The 13,700-nt window shown below is 68.5% G+C and carries 13 protein-coding genes; 6 read left to right on the top strand and 7 right to left on the bottom strand.

What is annotated here, in order from left to right; genetic code table 11:
- The 4 genes from DA1_RS25820 to hpf all read right to left on the bottom strand — a co-directional run.
- On the bottom strand, positions 1-2,000 hold a 2,000-nt coding region (locus DA1_RS25820), incomplete at its 3' end, for a TonB-dependent receptor (RefSeq protein ID WP_062794180.1).
- Positions 2,001-2,240: 240 nt separating this feature from the next.
- Complete coding sequence (gene hprK, locus DA1_RS25815; RefSeq protein WP_013804473.1) at positions 2,241-3,197, bottom strand: HPr(Ser) kinase/phosphatase; 957 nt, start codon at positions 3,195-3,197, stop codon at positions 2,241-2,243.
- A gap of 40 nt (positions 3,198-3,237) precedes the next feature.
- The gene (locus tag DA1_RS25810) at positions 3,238-3,711 is read right to left on the bottom strand and encodes a PTS sugar transporter subunit IIA (RefSeq protein WP_013804474.1); all 474 of its coding nucleotides are present in this window, start codon (positions 3,709-3,711) and stop codon (positions 3,238-3,240) included.
- A 155-nt stretch (positions 3,712-3,866) separates the two neighbouring features.
- Positions 3,867-4,226, bottom strand: a complete 360-nt coding sequence (gene hpf / locus DA1_RS25805; RefSeq protein WP_012202932.1) for a ribosome hibernation-promoting factor, HPF/YfiA family — start codon at positions 4,224-4,226, stop codon at positions 3,867-3,869.
- Positions 4,227-4,590: 364 nt separating this feature from the next.
- On the opposite strand from hpf, the gene DA1_RS25800 reads away from it, so the two are divergent.
- Positions 4,591-5,514 carry a phosphoribosylaminoimidazolesuccinocarboxamide synthase gene (locus DA1_RS25800; protein WP_034389917.1) on the top strand — a complete coding sequence of 308 codons (924 nt, stop codon included), beginning with the start codon at positions 4,591-4,593 and terminating at the stop codon, positions 5,512-5,514.
- A gap of 158 nt (positions 5,515-5,672) precedes the next feature.
- Positions 5,673-6,257: a DJ-1/PfpI family protein gene (locus DA1_RS25795; RefSeq protein ID WP_012202930.1), complete on the top strand. Its 585-nt coding sequence runs from the start codon at positions 5,673-5,675 to the stop codon at positions 6,255-6,257.
- Between the two features lie 29 nt (positions 6,258-6,286).
- Here DA1_RS25795 and DA1_RS25790 read toward each other — a convergent pair whose 3' ends face one another.
- The gene (locus tag DA1_RS25790) at positions 6,287-7,147 is read right to left on the bottom strand and encodes a DMT family transporter (RefSeq protein WP_034389915.1); all 861 of its coding nucleotides are present in this window, start codon (positions 7,145-7,147) and stop codon (positions 6,287-6,289) included.
- Between the two features lie 94 nt (positions 7,148-7,241).
- Between DA1_RS25790 and DA1_RS25785 the strand changes: the two genes are divergently transcribed.
- A complete protein-coding gene (locus tag DA1_RS25785) occupies positions 7,242-8,138 on the top strand; it encodes a LysR family transcriptional regulator (RefSeq protein WP_034389913.1) in 897 nt (298 codons plus the stop codon).
- Positions 8,139-8,147: 9 nt separating this feature from the next.
- On the opposite strand, the gene DA1_RS25780 is transcribed toward DA1_RS25785, so the two are convergent.
- Positions 8,148-9,059, bottom strand: a complete 912-nt coding sequence (locus tag DA1_RS25780; RefSeq protein WP_034389911.1) for a LysR substrate-binding domain-containing protein — start codon at positions 9,057-9,059, stop codon at positions 8,148-8,150.
- 96 nt (positions 9,060-9,155) lie between these two features.
- Between DA1_RS25780 and DA1_RS25775 the strand changes: the two genes are divergently transcribed.
- Positions 9,156-9,962, top strand: a complete 807-nt coding sequence (locus tag DA1_RS25775; RefSeq protein WP_034398093.1) for an aminotransferase class IV family protein — start codon at positions 9,156-9,158, stop codon at positions 9,960-9,962.
- A gap of 63 nt (positions 9,963-10,025) precedes the next feature.
- Here the strand turns inward: DA1_RS25775 and trxA are convergent, their stop codons facing one another.
- Complete coding sequence (trxA, locus tag DA1_RS25770; RefSeq protein ID WP_012202925.1) at positions 10,026-10,982, bottom strand: thioredoxin; 957 nt, start codon at positions 10,980-10,982, stop codon at positions 10,026-10,028.
- Positions 10,983-11,257: 275 nt separating this feature from the next.
- On the opposite strand from trxA, the gene DA1_RS25765 reads away from it, so the two are divergent.
- The gene (locus tag DA1_RS25765; protein ID WP_034389909.1) at positions 11,258-12,244 is read left to right on the top strand and encodes an ABC transporter ATP-binding protein; all 987 of its coding nucleotides are present in this window, start codon (positions 11,258-11,260) and stop codon (positions 12,242-12,244) included.
- Positions 12,241-13,629 carry a hypothetical protein gene (locus DA1_RS25760; RefSeq protein ID WP_034389907.1) on the top strand — a complete coding sequence of 463 codons (1,389 nt, stop codon included), beginning with the start codon at positions 12,241-12,243 and terminating at the stop codon, positions 13,627-13,629. The genes DA1_RS25765 and DA1_RS25760 overlap by 4 nt, the downstream gene beginning before the upstream one ends.
- The last annotated feature ends 71 nt before the right edge of the window (positions 13,630-13,700 follow it).

The raw sequence follows: 13,700 nt of genomic DNA, 5'->3' as shown, positions 1-13,700 counted from the left end.
TTCAGCGTGTTGGCCGAATTCACCCACTGGGCGCCCGTGTAGATCAGGCGACCGGTGAGCGTGGCGCCCGGGAGCGCGGGCACGTCCCATTCGCCGCCCAGGTTGGCCGTCCAGCGCGGCACGCCGTAGACGCCGAAGCCATTGCGCGCGCCGCCCTGGGTCTTGCTCTGGATGGCCTGGGTGTAGGCCAGGCCGCCCAGCACGCGCGTGCCGCGCAGCGGCTCGCCGAACACATTCCACTCCAGGCCCCGGTTGCGCTGCTCGCCATCCATCAGCAGGCGGTTGGTCGCTGTCTCCACCACGGACGAGGGCCGCTCGATCTGGAACAGCGAGACCGTCTGCGTGAAATCACCCGTGCGCCACTTGGCGCCGATCTCGAACTGTTTGGTCTTGTAAGGCGCGAACACTTCGCCGGCATTGGCATAGGTGGCGCCGACGATGGAGCCCGCGCTCAGGCCCTGCACATGGTTGGCGTACAGCGAGACCGCATCGCCCCAGGGCTTGACCACCAGGCCCAGCGCGGGCGAGACGGCCTGCTCGTTGTAGCCCGCCATCTTCTGGTTCACGCGCTGCAGGCGTGCGCCCACGGTCAGTTGCACGGCATCGCCTCCCCAGCTCAGCGTGTCGGCCAGGGCCAGGCTGCTGAGCACATCGTCGCGCTCCTGCTTGATGGCGCCGTAGGGGCCGGCCAGCGTGATGGGCGCGGGGTTGTAGATGTTGGTGATGTAGCTGGCGCTGGTGGCCACGGCCGCGCGCCCGCCCTTCTGGTTCATCCAGTTCAGGGAGGCTACCAGCAGGTGGTTCACGCCGCCCGTGCGCAGGCGCCCGCGCACGCCGAACTCGGCCGCCGTGCTGTCGGTATAGCCGTACTGGTTGTAGGTCTGGCCCACGGCCGAGCCGTCGCCCTGGGCGCGCAGCACCACGCGCGTGCCGTTGAGCATGCCGTCGTAGGCATGCTGCGCCGTGCCTGCGGAGCCGAACAGCGTCCAGTCCGCGCCCAGGTCCACCGAGCCGCGCAGCATCAGCGCATCGCTTTGCTGCTTGGCGTGTATGCCGGGGAACAGGTTGGTCGTGGCGTCGGGCGCCGCGATGACCTGCTTGAGGTTCTGCATGCTGACCATCATCGGGCTGCCATCGCGGATGGTGGAGCGGTAGCTGTAGGCATCCAGCCCCAGCGTGAATCCGTCGCCCTGGTAGTCCAGCGCCAGCGCGCCCAGGCCGTGGCGGCGGTTCTGGCCGTCGATCTCGGTGTCGCCGCTCGAGGTGCTGCCGTTGACGCGTATACCCAGGCGGCGCTCGGGGCCGAAGCGGCGCGAGACATCGGCCTGCAGGCCCAGCTGCGAGCCGCTGCTGAACATGGTGGTCACGCGCGTGAGATCCTGGGCCAGCGGGCGTTTGGTCACCAGGTTGATGGTGCCGCCCACGGCACCGCCGGGCGTCATGCCGCTCATCAGCGCACCGGGGCCCTTGAGCACCTCCACGCGCTCGATCATCTCGACGGGCACGTGGCCGTCGGGCGCCAGGCCATACAGGCCGTTGAAGCCCAGCTCCGAGGCATTCACCCCCAGGCCGCGGATGGTGAAGTTCTCGTAGGCATGGCCGGTGTTGGTGGTGAATCGCACCGAAGGATCGTTTTCCAGCACCGACATCAGCGTGGCCGCGTTCTGGTTGGCAATGCCTTCGGCCGTGTAGGAGGTGATGTTGAACGGCGTGTCCATCACATCGCGCTGGCCCAGCACGCCCAGGCCCGCACCCTTGGCCACCTGGCCGCCCGGGGCCACCGTGGGAAGGGTCTGGGGATCGGTGGTGCCGCGCACCGTGACCTCGCCCAGCTCGGCGTCAGCGGCCCAGGCGCCCGCGGGCAGCGCCGCGGCAGCCACCATGGCGCAGACACGGGCGATGGTGCCCAGGCGGTGGAGCGTGCAAACAGGGGTGCAAACAGGGGTGAAGGGGCTGACGGCGCCTGTGCGCGGCAGGCCGATGCGGGTACGGGAAGACATCCGGGAGGGCTTTCGAGACGGAAGGAAATGCGCCGCATCCAGCCCGGAGCCACTCGGACACACTCGGACACAGGCCGGATACGGCATCTGCCCGAATTATAGAAAATGAGAATTATTCTTATTAAGAAAGCAGCAACAACGCACCGCGCGCAAACATGGGCGCACGGCCAGCAAACAATCGCGTTGAAAACAGTGGGGGCCAGGCAACAGGCGGCCCGGCCTCGGCGACGCCAGAGGTCGCTAGAAGGTGTCGCCGCGCTCCATGGCGCGGCGGTGGCGCTGCACGAATTCCTGGTAGGTGTCGATGCCGCGCAGCTGCAAGATGGCATTGCGCACGGCGGCCTCGACCAGCACGGCGATGTTGCGGCCCGCCACCACCTGGATCACCACCTTGCGCACGGGCACTCCGAGCACATCCTGCGTCAGCGGCTCGGCCGGCAGGCGCTCGTACTCGCGCTCCATGGTTTCCTTGCGCACCAGGTGCACGATGAGCTTGAGGCGCATCTTGCGGCGCACGGCCGTCTCGCCAAAGATGGCGCGGATGTCCAGCAGCCCGATGCCGCGCACTTCCAGCAGGTTCTGCAGCAGCTCGGGGCACTTGCCCTCGATCGTCGTCTGGTTGATGCGGTACAGGTCCACCGCGTCATCGGCCACCAGGCCGTTGCCGCGCGTCACCAGTTCCAGTCCCAGCTCGCTCTTGCCCAGGCCCGACTCGCCCGTGATCAGCACCCCCATGCCCAGGATGTCCATGAACACGCCGTGCATGGTGGTGCGGTCGGCGAAATGCTTGGCCAGGTAGGCGCGCAGCACATCGATCACGAAGGCCGACTGCTCGCGCGTGGAGAACATGGGAATGTGGGCGCGCTCGCACATGGACAGCAGCGCATCGGGCGCCGTCTGCCCGTCGGCCAGCACCAGCACGGGCGGCTCCAGCGTGACGATGCGTGCCACGCGGCGCTGGCAGTCCTGCGGCGTGGCATTGCTCAGATAGGCGATCTCGCGCTCGCCCAGCACCTGCAGCCGGTAGGGATGGATGTAGTTCAGGTAGCCGACGAGGTCCGCGCCGGAGCGCGCCGAGCGCACGGCCATCTCGTCGAAACGGCGCTCCGAGGCTCCCAGGCCCGCCACCCACTCCCAGCGCAGGCTGGAGCGGAACTCCTCGAACAGGACATCGGCGCTGATGGCACTGGGTCTCATGGCAAGGCCCGTGAAAAGGGGAAGGAATAAGTCTGGAAGACTAGACCAGGGGCGCAGCGGAGGACTGCCAGCCGGCAATCATTCCATGCAGCCGGGCCGCATCGGCGCAGGACTTCAGGCGCTCGCGCAGCTGGCTGTCGCTGAGAAGCTCGGCGATTTCGGACAGGATTTCCAGATGCTTCTGGGTGGCCGCTTCGGGCACCAGCAGAAAGATCAGCAGGCCCACGGGCTGCTCATCGGGGGCATCGAAACCAATGGGATTGTCCAGTTGGAACACGGCCGCCATGGGAGCGGTCAGACCCTTGATGCGCCCATGGGGAATGGCCACGCCGTGGCCGAGCCCCGTCGAGCCCAGGCGTTCGCGTGCAAACAGGCTGTCGGTGATGAGTGCGCGGGACAGGCCATGCAGGCTCTCGAAGAGCAGACCTGCTTCTTCGAAAGCGCGCTTTTTGCTGGTGACGTCGACGCTCACGAGCACTTGAGCGGCGGGCAGGATGGAGGCAAGACGGTTCATGGTTCGGGAAACAATTATGCACCGCAGTGCCGGAAACCGTGGGGAAACCCTGACCCCCATCAAAAACCGCCCCGAAGGGCGGTGGTCGTGCGTGGCTCATCAGCCACATAAGCGCAGGTATTGTAAGCGCCCGCACAGGGCAGACGCCTTACCTGTCACCCGACTGACGCCAAGGTCAGCCCAGCATCATCGAGTCGCTTGGCCGAACCATAGCGGCTGCCCTGCTGGCGGGTCTTGTAGCGCACCACCACGCGGTCCAGCTTGTCAGCCAGCGCATCGACGGCGGCGTAGAGATCGAAGTGAGAGGTCTCGACAAAAAGATCCTGGCCCTTGACGCGCAGCGTGCAACCGGCACGTTGGCGCTTTTCCTTCTCCTTTTGGTTATGAACGGTCAGCAAGACCTTTACATCCACCACCTGGTCAAAGTGTCGAAGAATGCGTTCGAGCTTGGCCATGACGTAACTGCGCAGCGAGGGAGTGACCTCCAGGTGATGCCCACTAATCGTCAGATTCATATCTAAACACTCCTTGCTCTGGATGAAAACAGCCCGGTCCACAGGGAGACGATCCGCAGGGACAGGTGCTTGCAGGCCGGAATGCGCATTCGTTTGCTTGCGAATCCACTATGCGCCGGGGTCTGCCCAAAAGCAACGCCGCAAGCCGATAGCGCAGGACGGTGCAGGGCCTTGGAGGCGGGTTTTGCGCGCCATGCAATTGGGCGCACAATCGGCGGGTTTGCCAGGCTGCGCCCCTGGGGTGGGGCTTGCCAAGGGCCGCCCGTCACCGTGAGGCGCCGTTGGTTAGAATCGCGCTCCTGCGCGTGCCGCTTGCAGCCATCCGGCCGCTGCAGCCTCTTTGCCAGATTGCCCCTTGCCTCACATGACCACCCAGTCCCGCCCCTCCGCCCTGCACACTTCCAACATTGCCTCGCTGCCGCTGCTCGCGCGCGGCAAGGTGCGCGACAACTATGCCGTGGGCGACGACCGCATCCTGATGGTGGCCTCGGACCGCCTGTCGGCCTTCGACGTGATCATGGGCGAGCCCATCCCCGGCAAGGGCGAGCTGCTGACGCAAATGGCGCTGTTCTGGTTCGACAAGCTCGGCCACATCTGCCCCAACCACCTGACCGGCGAAGCGCCCGAGTCCGTGGTCACGCCCGCCGAAGTGCCCCAGGTCACGGGCCGCTCCATGCTGGTCAAGCGCCTCAAGCCCGTGCTGATCGAGGCCGTAGTGCGCGGCTACCTGGCCGGCAGCGGCTGGAAGGAATACCAGGAATCGCGCTCGGTCTGCGGCGTGCCCCTGCCCGAAGGCCTGACCAACGCAGCCAAGCTGCCCGAGCCCATCTACACCCCGGCCGCCAAGGCCGAGATGGGCGACCATGACGAGAACATCACCTACGAGCGCACGGTGGAGATGGTCGGCGAGAAGCTGGCCTCCCAGATCCGCGACACGGCCATCCGCATCTACAAGGAAGCTGCGGCCATCGCCCTCGAAAAGGGCATGATCATTGCCGACACCAAGTTCGAATTCGGCCTGGACGAAAACGGCGAACTGGTGCTGATGGACGAGGTGCTCACGCCCGACAGCTCGCGCTACTGGCCCGTGGAAGGCTATGCCGAAGCGCTGGCCAAGGGCGAGAACCCGCCCAGCTACGACAAGCAGTTCGTGCGCGACTGGCTGGAGCAGGCCCAGGTCAACGGCAAGCCCTGGGACAAGAGCGCCCCGGCCCCGCGCCTGCCCCAGGAAGTGACCGAGAAGACGGCCGCCAAGTACCGCGAAGCCCTGCAGCGCCTGACGGCCTGACGGCCCGCCATAGCCTGGCCCCGCGCGCCTTCCCTCGCAAAAGAGAGCTTCGGCTCTCTTTTTTGTTGCGGGCCTGCGTTTTTGCAGCCGGTCATGCCTGCGTCACCGACGCTGCCACAATGTTCGCTTCCTCTGACTTTTTCTGAAGGAGCAAGCACATGGCTGGCAAGAAGATTCTGATGATCTGTGGCGACTACTGCGAGGACTACGAAACCATGGTCCCCTTCCAGGCCCTGCAGGCCGTGGGACACACGGTGCATGCGGTCTGCCCCGACAAGAAGGCCGGGGAACACATCAAGACGGCCATCCATGATTTCGAGGGCGCGCAGACCTACAGCGAGAAGCCCGGCCACAACTTCACGCTCAACGCCAGCTTCGCCGACATCAAGCCCGAGCAGTACGACGCTCTGGTGATCCCCGGTGGACGCGGCCCCGAGTACCTGCGCAACTACGACGCCGTGCGCGCCGCCGTGCGCCACTTCTTCGACAACAACAAACCCGTGGCCGCCGTCTGCCATGGCGCCCAGCTGCTGGCCGGCGCCGGAGTGCTCAAGGGCCGCACCTGCTCGGCCTACCCGGCCTGCCGTGCCGAGGTCGAATTGGCCGGCGGCACCTACGCCGACATCGGCGTGGACCAGGCGCATACCGAAGGCAACCTGGTCAGCGCCCCCGCCTGGCCCGCACATCCGGCCTGGATCGCCCAGTTCCTGACGCTCCTGGGCACGCGCATCAGCCACGGCTGAGCACGCAACGGCCGTTGGCGCCGGGCGGCTCAACCGCCCCAGCGCACCAGCACGATGCCGCCGAAGACCAGGGCCGAGGCCAGCATGCGCACACGGCCCAGGCGCTCGCGCATCAGCCAGGCGGCAATCCAGCCCGCAAACAGCACGCTGCTTTCACGCAGCGCAGACACCAGCCCCATGGGCGCCTGCGACAGCGCCCAGGTCGCCATCCAGCTGGCACTCAGCTGCATGGCGGCGGCCAGGGCACACAGGCGCCAGGTGCGTGCATCGGCACGCAGCACGGCGGGGCCGCGCCGCCAGGCGACGATCAGCACCGTGGCCAGGCCATCGCCCAGCGTGAGCAGAGCCGCATAGAGCAGCGCGGAGCCGGATGCGCGCGCCCCCAGCCCGTCGATGACCGTATAGCAGGCAATCATGGCGCCCGTGGCCAGCGCATAGCCGCTGCCGCCATAACCGCTGGCCGCGCCGCTGCGCAACGACAGCGCCAGCACGCCCAGCGACAGGCACAGCACGCCGGCCAGCCCGGTCGCGCCCGGCCACTCTCCGGCCAGCAGCGCCGCGCCCAGCGTGACGAACAGCGGCGCACTGCCGCGTGCCACCGGGTAGACCACGCCGAACTCGCCATGCTGGTAGGCGCGCGGCAGCACGAAGTGATAGACGGTGTGCACGGCCACCGAGGCCGCCAGCCACCACCACACCGATGCGTTCCACAACCCCGCCGCGCGCCAGTCCAGCCAGGGCAGCACCAGCAGCGACCACAGGCTGGCCAGCCCCGTGGTCAGCGCCATGGCGACCATCTTGTCGCCGCCCAGCTTGATGGCGCTGTTCCATCCCGCATTCATCAGCGCGGCCCCCAGGGCCGCGGCCAGCACCGCATTGCTCAATTCCATTCCATGGCCTCGTTCTTGATACGGGACGGGATGATGGATTCGCACCCAGATTAGATAAAGTCGAATCTTCGGAACATCATCTTCAGGAAACCTGATGCGACGCCTGAACCTTGACCAGCTCCAGACCCTGGTGGCCGTGGCCGACCTGGGCACGCTGGCTGCTGCCGCCCAGGCCCTTCACCTGTCGCCGCCCGCCGTCAGCCTGCACATCCAGGAGCTGGAAGCGCGCCTGGACACACCGCTGCTGGTGCGCGGCAAGCGAAAGGCGCAGCTGACGCCCGCAGGCGCTCTGCTGGCCGAAGGCGGACGCCGCCTGCTGGCCGACAGCGAGGCCCTGCTGCGCCAGGTGCGCAAGCGTGCCGAGGGCTTTGGCGCCAGCGTGCGCATAGGCGCCTCGGCCGGCGTCAGCCCCTTGCTTTTGCCCGAACTGCTGCAATGGCTGGCCGAGCACGCGCCCGGCGTGGAACTGCGCCTGGAAGTCGTGAGCTCCGCCCAGGCCATGCAGCGCCTGGCGACTGGCCACCTGGACCTGGCCCTGGTCGGGCTGCCCCAGCCCGTGCCTTCAGGCCTTGAAATGCGCGCCTGGCGCAACGACCCCATGGAGCTGTTCGCCCCGCCGCAGATGCCGCTGCCCGACCAGATCACGCCCGAATGGCTCAACGCCCAGCCCTGGATAGGCTTTGCCGCCGGCACCCAGATGCACCGCCTGCTGTCCCAATGGTTCGCCCAGGCGGGCCTGCTGCCCCAGCCACGCATGGAAATGAGCTTTCCCGAAGGCATACGCGCCCTGGTCGCCGCCGGCCACGGCCCCACGGTCCTGCCGCGCGAGGAGCCCATGGACGCCGTCAGCCGCACCCTGCAGCAGCGCGGACTCAGCCCCGCCCTGACACGCCCGCTGGGACTGGCCTGCCGCAGCGCCGCGCAACAAGACCCGGCCGTGCAGGCCGTGGTGCGCGGGTTGATGCGATTTGCCGATCCCGTACGGCAGTAGGCGTAGGCGCTACAGCCCGGCCTCCTGCAGCACCCACGCACGCAGCGCCTCGATGGCCGGCTGGCCCTGGCTGCGCCGGGGGTAAAGCAGGTGGTAGGCGTAGGCCGGGCCCAGGCCCACGGCGATGTCGAACAGGCGCATCAGGCGGCCACGGGCCAGGTCTTCGGCCACCAGGTCCTGCTCGACCAGGCCCACGGCGCCGCCGTCCAGCACGGCCTGCACGACGTGGCTGGAGTCGGTGAAGGCGATGCAGCGGCCTGCGTCCAGGCCCTCCACGCCGGCCGCCGCCATCCACATCGGCCAGTTCGGCCAGACCTGGCTGTCCACCCTGCAATCGACATGGCACAGCGTGTGCGCCAGCAGGTCAACAGGCCGCGCCAGCGGCGGGCCGGACTGCAGCAGGGCCGGGCTGCAGACGGGGATCACCCTGGCATCGAGCAGGCGCACCGCCAGGGTGTGCGGATCACGGCCGGTGCCGAAGCGGATGGCGGCGTCGATGTCATCGGCGTCGAAGTCGCGCACCTCGTCGCAGATGTCGAAGCTCAGTTCGATCTGCGGATGCGCGGCGCGAAAGCGCGGCAGCCGGGGCAGCAGCCACTGCGTGGCAAAGCGCGCGCCCAGCGACAGGCGCAGCCGCGTCTCGCCCCGGGCCAGCTGGCGGGCACGGCCGGTGGCGCGCCGCAGCAGGCCCAGCGCCTCGGCCGTGGCCTCCAGCAGCACGCTGCCTGCGGGCGTGAGCTGCATGCTGCGGCTGTTGCGCGTGAAGAGGACTAGGCCCAGCTGTTCCTCCATCTCCTTGATCTGGTGGCTGACCGCCGCCGGGGTCAGCCCCAACTCGTCGGCCGCGCGCGTGAAGTTCAGGTGGCGCCCTGCAGCCTCGAAGCTGCGCAGGGCGCGCGTGCCGGGTGGAAGCTGGCGCATGGATCTTCAAATTTTTCTTGATAAAGCCCCGAATACTACTTGCTTCCTCTTTTGGGACCGCCATCGAACAATCAAGAAAACTGGATGGATGAACCCATGGAAACCGCCTCTTTCTTCACCAGCCTTATCGATGGGCAGCCCGCTACGGCGGCCGAACTCGCCGCCCTGGCCTTTGCCGGCCATGCCCATTTCACGGCCATGCAGGTGCGCGGCGGCCGGCTGCGCGGGCTGGACCTGCATCTGCAGCGTCTGCGCCAGGCCTCGCTGGAGCTGTACGGCCAGGCCTTGTCCGATGACGATGTCCAGGCACAGCTGCGGGCGGCGCTTGCCAACGGTCCGCAGGATGTGTCGCTGACCGCCACGGTGTACTCGCCTGCCGGTGAATTCACGGCCGCCGATGCACGGCCGCGCATGCTGGTGCGCACCTCGGCACCCGCCTCGGGCCCCGCCGCGCCCTTGAGCCTGGCGCTGTTCGAGCATGAGCGCATGCTGCCCCACCTCAAGCATGTGGGCGAGGTGGCCAAGACGCATCTGCTGCGCCGCGCCGTAGCCCAGGGCTTTGACGACGCCGCATTTGCCGACCGCCACGGCCGCATTGGCGAGGCCACCATCTGGAACCTGGCCTTCTGGGATGGAGATGCCGTGGTCTGGCCGCGCGCCCAGGTGCTGCCGGGCACGACCGAGTCCATGCTGCGGCGCCAGTTGCAGCGCCTGGGCGTGGCGCAACGCCAGGCCGTGCTGACCCGGGCCGACCTGCCATCCCTGGCCGGCGCCGTGGTGATGAATTCGTGGTCCCCGGGCATTCCGGTCAGGCGCCTGGCCGATGTGCATCTGCCCGATGCGCCCGGCTTCGTGCAGTTGCTGCACCGCGCGCATGCGGCCGAGGAACCGGTTGCGCCCTGAGCCCTCGCCATGAAAAAGGGAGCCGCAAGGCTCCCCCGTCTCTTCACCCGTGCAGCGCCGGTCTCAGTTCAGCGCCATGCTGAGCTTGCGGCGGTAGCTGTTGACCAGTTGCGTGGCTTCGTCCTGCTCGGCGCCAGCCTTGCCCAGCAGCTCGATGCCGCCGCTGCTCTTGCCGGGGATGGCGTCCTGCTTCTTGGGCTTCGGGGGCGTGAGCAGCTCCAGGATGCCCACGTAGAGCTTGCGCGCGGCCTGGCCGTTCCAATCCTTGTCGCGCATGATGATTTCCAGCAGTTCGTCCATGCTGGCGGCCCATTGGCCTTCGGCGGCCAGGGCCCGGGCCTTGCCGAAGCGGGTGTCGAAGTCGCGCTTGTTCTGCGCGATGACGGCGTCGAACTGCGCAAACTCCCAGTTGCCACGCTCGTCGTTGTGCACGAACAGCATGCACTGCAGCCACTGGTTGAGCGCCTCGAAGCGCGTGGCCTGGGGAATGCGCTTGAGCGGCTCGGCCAGCAGGGCGCCGGCCTCTTCGTAGCCGCCCGTGGCGATCAGCAGGCGCACGTAGTCGAAGCGCGCATCGTCGTTGGCCGGGTCGGCGGCCAGGGCGTCGGCCAGCTTTTGCAGGGCGGCCTGGGTGTCGCCGGCTTCCAGCAACTGGTGGGCCTCGTCGGCTTCGGCCTCGGCGGCCAGCTCGCCTTCCGAGGGCAGGTGCTTGTCGAGGAACTCGCGCAGCTTGCCTTCGGGCTGGGCGCCCATGAAGCCGTCCACGGGGCGGCCGCCCATCATCAGAATGCAGGTCGGGATGGAGCGGATGCCGAACATGCCGGCCAGTTGCTGCTCCTGGTCGGAGTCGATCTTGACCAGCTTGAAGCGGCCTTCGTAGGCCACTTCGAGCTTTTCCAGGATGGGGCCCAGCGTCTTGCACGGGCCGCACCAGGGCGCCCAGAAGTCGACGAGCACCGGCACCTGCATGGAGGCGGCGACGACTTCGGCTTCGAAATTCTCAATGGTGACATCAATCATGTGATCAGACCCTGTGGCAAGGCGCGCGGCCAGGGCGCGCGGACTGTGGCGGTTCGGAGTTCGGCGGCCGAATGCCTCCGATACGGACCGTGTGATTCTCCAGCAATTCCAAGGCCCAGGGCGTGAACGCCCTGGGCGGCAGCCACCCCAGATGGGAGCAGGCTGCGCGCATTTCAAGCCGCCCGGCCGAGGGCGCGGCGCGGCAGCGCTGGGCTATATTGGCGCGCTGTGCCGCCATTGCGGCCTGCCATCAACGCAATGAGGGAGGGCTCGCCTTGATCAAGGTTTCGCAGCTGGTGTTCGAGTACCCAGGCCACCGCGCGCTCGATGGCGTCAGCGTCCATATCGCCGCAGGCACCGTCACGGCCCTGGTGGGGCCCAACGGCGCCGGAAAATCCACGCTGATGCGCTGCATCGCCGGGCTGGACCAGCCGCTGTCGGGCCAGGTCGAGGTGCATGGCATTGCGGTGCAGGAGCAGCCCCGCGAAGTGCACCGGCACCTGGGCTATCTGTCGGATTTCTTCGGCCTCTATGACCGCCTGAGCGTGCGGCGCTGCCTGCAGTACGCGGCCCTGTCCATGGGCGCGCCCCCGTCCGAGGCGCCCCAGCGCGTGGCGCACGTGGCCGGGCAGCTGGGCCTGGCCGATCTGCTGGAGCGCCTGCCCACCGAGCTGTCTCGCGGCCAGCGCCAGCGCGTGGCCATTGGCCAGGCCATCGTCCACCAGCCGCGCGTGCTGCTGCTGGACGAGCCGGCCAGCGGCCTGGACCCCGAGGCCCGCGCCAGCCTGTCCCAGCTGATGCGGGCGCTGCAGGCCCAGGGCATGACCCTGATCGTCTCCAGCCACATCCTCAGCGAACTCGACGAGTACTGCACCCACATCCTGAGCCTGCGCGGCGGCCGCGTGGAAAGCCACGAGGCCCTGCACGGCGGCATTCAGGCGCCGGCCGCCGGCGGCGATGTGCCGCTGGCGCTGTACGCGCTGGAGCTGGCACCGCCCCCGGGCGCCTCGGCCGGGTCGCTGGCGCGGCAGCTGCACCAGGTCCTTCCCGACACCCCTGTGCCGCCGCCCGATGACCAGGGCCTGGTGCATCTGCAGCTTTGGCTGCCCACGCCGCCGCGCGAACGCGCCGATCTGCTGGCACGCCTGGTTGGCGCCGGCCTGCCCGTGGCCAGCCTGGCGCCTGTGCGCGAGCGCCTGCAGGACCGCTACGCACGCGGCCTGCAGGCCGCAGCCCCCCTCACCCCTGCGGAGCAGCCATGACGCACAACCCGGAATTCCAGCGCCAACTCTGGCTCAACTGGCGGCCCGCCCAACTGGGCTGGAGCCTGCTGCTCACCGCCTTGCTGCTGGCCACGCCAATGGTTCTGGTCCAGCCCGAAGACCGCCTGCATGCCCTGCTGGTCGCTGCCCTGATCGGCATGTGGATCGCCGCGGCCGGCCTGGGCAGCGTGCTGGCCGGGCGCGGCCTCAACGAAGAGGCGCACCAGCACACCTGGGACTGGCAGCGCCTGTCGGCCCTGACGCCCTGGCAGATGGCCTGGGGCAAGCTGCTGGGCGCCCCGCTGGCGGCCTGGCTGTACATGCTGTGGTGCGCGCTTGCCGTGCTGGCCACCTCGGCGGGCCAGCCGGGCGGGCTGGCCTGGGGCGTGCACGCCGTGCTGCAGGCCGTGCTGTGGGGCCTGGCCCTGCAGGCCTGGAGCATGCACTCCGTGCTCATGGGCTGGGGGCCGAAGGAGCAGCCCGCGCGCCGCATCCGCTTCGTGCTGGTGCCGCTGCTGTTCGTGATGGTGCTGCCCGGACCCATCCTGGGCCGGTTGACCGAGCAGCTGGGCCGCGAAGAAGGCCGCCCTGTGCTGTGGTGGTCCGTGCCGCTGCACGGGCGCGGCGCCATCTACCTGTTCGGCGCCATCGCGCTGGGGCTGGGCCTGCTGGCCCTGTGGCGGCTGCTGTGCACGCGGCTGGATGTGCGCACCCTGCCCTGGGCCTGGCCGCTGGGCCTGTGCGTGGCGGGCCTGGCCTTTGGAGGCATGCACCTCGATGCAATGCAGTTGCAGGGCCCCGGCCCGGCCTCTTTCTTCGCTTGGACCACCGGGCTGGCGCTGGCGGGCACGGCCTATGTCTGCCTGCACGGCATGGACGAGGGCCTGCGCAGCTGGCGCCAGGTGCAGTGGTGCGTGCTGCAGGGGCGCTGGCGTGGCGCGCTCGAAGCGCTGCCGCTGTGGCCCGTGAGCTGGCTGCTGGCCGTGCTGGCCTGCGCGCTGTGGCTGCTGTGGCCCGCGGGCGGCCAGCCCATCGTGCCGGGCGCGGCCCAACTGGCGGCGCTGGCCACGGCGCAGTTGCTGCGCGATGCCGCGCTGGCCACGGGCTTTTCCCTGCTGGCCGGGCGCATCAAGTCGCCGCTGGCCGCGTTTGCCGTCACCTGGCTGCTGGTCAACATCGTGCTGCCGCTGCTGGCCTTTGGCCTGGCCGGGGCCGATGCCGCCGTGCTGGCCCAACCGCTGGCAGCCGGCCTGACAAAGCCCGTCACCAGCGGAATGTGGCTGTCGCTGGCCGTGCAGGTGGGGCTGGCCCTGGCCTGGCTGACCCATGTGTTTCGCCAGCGCGTGCTGGGTTTTGCGCGCGAGCAGCACACGGCTGTGCGGTGATTTGGCGCATGGATTACGCGAATTAGGACTAAAAAAGTAAAATCGCGGGTTCCACTAGGCCGGGCCGCAGG

It is taken from the genome of Delftia acidovorans NBRC 14950 (assembly GCF_001598795.1).
In the GTDB taxonomy this organism is placed as follows: Bacteria; Pseudomonadota; Gammaproteobacteria; order Burkholderiales; family Burkholderiaceae_C; genus Comamonas; species Comamonas acidovorans.
Note: the sequence above shows the minus strand (reverse complement) of the source record. Positions and strands in the feature narration are given on the sequence as shown.